Raw genomic sequence first — 3377 nt, forward strand, 5'->3', positions numbered from 1 at the left:
GTCGAAGTCGTTGATGTCGAACATCAACTGCCTCTCCGGCGAGGCGAGCAGCCGGAAGTTGAGCAGGTGGGCGTCCCCGCACAGCTGGGCCGTGAATCCCGAGCGCGGGGTGCCGGCCAGGTCGGAGGCCATGATCGCGGCGGCGCCCCGGTAGAAGCGGAACGGGGACTCCGTCATGCGGCCGTAGCGGATGGGAACGAGCTCGGGCACTCGTGTCGCGGACTGCGCCTCCAGGATCGTCAGCGGGTTCGGCCTGTCAGGAGACGGCTCGTACACCGCATGGCCGGATCGCGGCGAGTCGCGCCGCGCCGCCTTGCCAAGGGCCGTGCGCTCCTCGGGCGTGGCGTGGGGTGCGACACGCAGCGCCGTGGTCGACTTCTGGGGCATCGAAGACCCTCCTGCCTGGCCTGCGGCCATCGTGTTGCCCCGGCAGCGGCCAGGGTCAGAAGGGACCTCTGCGGTCTCGTCCGATGCCGGACGGGCCGACCGACGATGCCGGGTGGCGTGCGCTCTCAGCCCTCGCCCTCCATCTCGGCATCGGCGACGGCAATGGCGATGCCGAGTGCGGCGGCGATGTTGCCTGCTGCCGTCATGACGCGGGCAGTGCCCACGATGGGCGCGATGGCGACCAGGACGTCCTGCAGTTGCTCGGCGGTCATGCCGGTCCTGAGGCCGGGCTCGATGTGGGCCGCATAGGAGATCGGCGGGGCGTCCGAGGCGGCGAGGGCCGCGATGCGCGTGAGGATGAGCATGTCCGGGGCCAGCCCGCAGCGCTCGACCGAGTCGACGGTCATGGCGGCGAGGGTGTCCAGGACAGGGGTGTCAGATGCAGTGGACATGTTGTATGTCCTCCTGGGTGTGTTGTGGACCTTCAGGGGGGAACGACGGGCTGATCAGCTTCGGTGGAGAGCAAATGCTTTGCCGCTCCCGGCCTCGGGGCTGTCAGTCATCTGAGATCAGCTTTCCGACGGGCTTGGAGCGGTGCACAGCGCCCAGATCACGAAGGCGTTGATCGCGATCAGGACCATGGCCCAGAGCGGCGCGTACGGGATCCAGAGGAAGTTCGCGAGCATGCTCAGGCCGGCCAGCCCCACACCGACGACCCGGGCCCAGGTGGCGCCCTTGAACAGGGCGAAACCGGCGAGAGTGATGAGAGCGCCCACGATCAGGTGGATCCAGCCCCATGAGGTGAGATCGAACTCGAACACGTAGTTCCGGGTGACGGCGAACACGTCGTCCTTCGCGACCGCGGCGATGCCCGAGAAGAGCGTCATCAGGCCGCCGATGATCATCAGCACTGCGGCGAAGACCACCCAGCCGCTGCCCGTACCGGATCGCGCGGAACTCTGCCCTGGGGTACCTGAGCGCGGTCCGCTCACGTGGTTCGTCATTGACGACTCCTCCTTATGTGGTACGGCTTCGTGCAAACCCGCTTCCCGTTCGGCTGATCGAGCTACCTCCACTCTCGACCCCCCTCGCGTGCCGCGCACCTCAGGACATGCGCGGCGTCTCCCGAAGGCCGTGAGCGGACCTGACCTCATGAACCGGTTCGGCAGGGCGATGGGGGCGGGCGTGGCGCCGACCAGGAGCGCCCAGGTCGCACCGCGTGCGGAAGTGGCACCAGATTCGTCGGCGCTCCTTCGCGGCGAGTCCGGGCACCTCGCCCTCCGCGCCCTTGGAGCCGTGCTCCGGTAGGTTCTGCCCTGCTCAGCGAAGCCGTCGAGGGCCGCTGTGCTGCTTCCCGAAGCCCTCGGCCGCGCCCTGTGCCTCGCGCAGGTCGGGGGTGGCGGTCTTCGCGTTGTCGTACCAGTCGCCGTAGCGGTCGGCGAAGTACGGGGCCGACATGCCGTGGAGCAGGATGCTGAGTCCGATGGTGACCGCGATCACCTGACCCAGCAGTCCGATCCCGGGTACGTGTTGCTCCACCAGGAGGAGTCCGAAGACCACGGAGGCCAGGCCGCGGGGTCCGAACCAGCCGACGTAGGCCACGGTGGGCAGGCGCATGCCGGTGCCGATCAGCGCGAGGGCCACGGGGAGCATTCTGACGACCGTCAGGCTGAGCACCGCGTACGTGATGATCCGCCAGTTCAGGTGTTCCAGCGCCGGGCCGAGCAGCACCGCGCCGAAGACCAGGAAGCTCAGGGTCCCCAGCAGGCCGCCCAGGTTCTCCGCCAGGTCGGAGGGGTGCTCCTTGGCCGCAGGTTCCCCGCCCGCCGGCGTCGTCTTGCGCAGGGTGACGCCGAAGGCGAAGCCTCCCATCCAGGTGGCGATGAAGCCGCTGCCGTCCAGGGCCGTCGCCACGCTGTACGCGCAGAAGGCCACCGCCAGGACGACGACCTGTTGCCACGGTCCCGTCGCCCAGCCCCGGGCTTGCGCGAGGGTCAACAGCCGTCCGCCGGCCATTCCGAAGGCCAGGCCCACCACGGTGCTGACCACCAGGGCGCGCCAGAACACTCCGCCCACGCCCTCCTCGGAGGCGAGAGTGCCGGGGAGGGCGGCGAGGAACATGAGGAAGAACGGCAGCGCCAGGCCGTCGTTCAGGCCGCTCTCGACGTTGAGCCCGTGGCGCACGAGGCCCGGGACGCGTGGGCTGGAGCTGGCGGTCTTGCCGAGCGCCGCGTCGGTGGGGGCGAGGACCGCCCCGAGCAACGCGAACTCCCACAGAGTCAGGCCGGGAAGCAGGGGCCACGCCAACAGCCAGCCGGCTGCGATGCTCAGCGGCAGGCCGATGGCCAGCAGGCGCAGGGGCAGGTAGCCGCCCGTACGCAGGTCCCGTCGACGTACGGTCATCGCGTCGGTGAAGAGCAGGAGGGCCAGGGCGGCCTCGATCAACGTCAGCACCGGGCCCGCGTCATGGCCGAGGTCGAGGACGTCCAGTCCGATCGGCCCGATGAGCACACCGAAGGCGGTGAACACCATCGGGGCGGACACCGGCGTCGAGGCCAGGCGGCGCGAGAACAGCGCATAGCCGACGGTGACGGCCGCGACAGCGGCTCCGGTCCAGGCGCTGCCACCACTCATGACATCCCACTCTCTCTGTTGCGACGCACGAAGCCGCGACCATGAAAGCCAAGGACCGCGCAGCACGGTCCGGGTACCTTGCGACCGCTTTGCTGGAGTACGCGGAGCTTCGGATTCCCCCGACGATGGCCGTGTCTTCCGTGCCGGGCGCGTCCTCGGACCGCGCTGAACCGGCATGTTCCATCGCAGTCGTGTGGCCGGCCCGGCTGCCCGGAAGCGACCTTCGGTGAGTGGGGGGGCGCGCCTCAGCCTCGGCTGCCCTCAGTCGGCGGGTTCGACCTCGCTGGGTCGCCAGGTCTTGTCGAAGAAGGGCTGCTCGGGGCTGTAGAGACGCAGGACGGCGAACCAGCCCTTGC

4 protein-coding genes are annotated in these 3377 nt (G+C 69.5%); all 4 read right to left on the bottom strand.

The features are described from left to right. The coding region (locus tag ACFWUY_RS40985) for a DUF2252 family protein (RefSeq protein ID WP_384121953.1) at positions 1-387 on the bottom strand (387 nt) is incomplete at its 3' end. 125 nt (positions 388-512) lie between these two features. Further along, on the bottom strand, positions 513-839 hold the full coding sequence (locus ACFWUY_RS40990; protein WP_384121955.1) for a carboxymuconolactone decarboxylase family protein: 327 nt from the start codon (positions 837-839) through the stop codon (positions 513-515). A 117-nt stretch (positions 840-956) separates the two neighbouring features. Next, on the bottom strand, positions 957-1391 hold the full coding sequence (locus ACFWUY_RS40995; RefSeq protein WP_384121957.1) for a hypothetical protein: 435 nt from the start codon (positions 1389-1391) through the stop codon (positions 957-959). 316 nt (positions 1392-1707) lie between these two features. Further along, on the bottom strand, positions 1708-3021 hold the full coding sequence (locus ACFWUY_RS41000) for a cation:proton antiporter (protein WP_384121958.1): 1314 nt from the start codon (positions 3019-3021) through the stop codon (positions 1708-1710). Between the last annotated feature and the right edge of the window lie 356 nt (positions 3022-3377).

Source organism: Streptomyces sp. NPDC058664 (assembly GCF_042716635.1).
Lineage (GTDB): Bacteria > Actinomycetota > Actinomycetes > Streptomycetales > Streptomycetaceae > Streptomyces.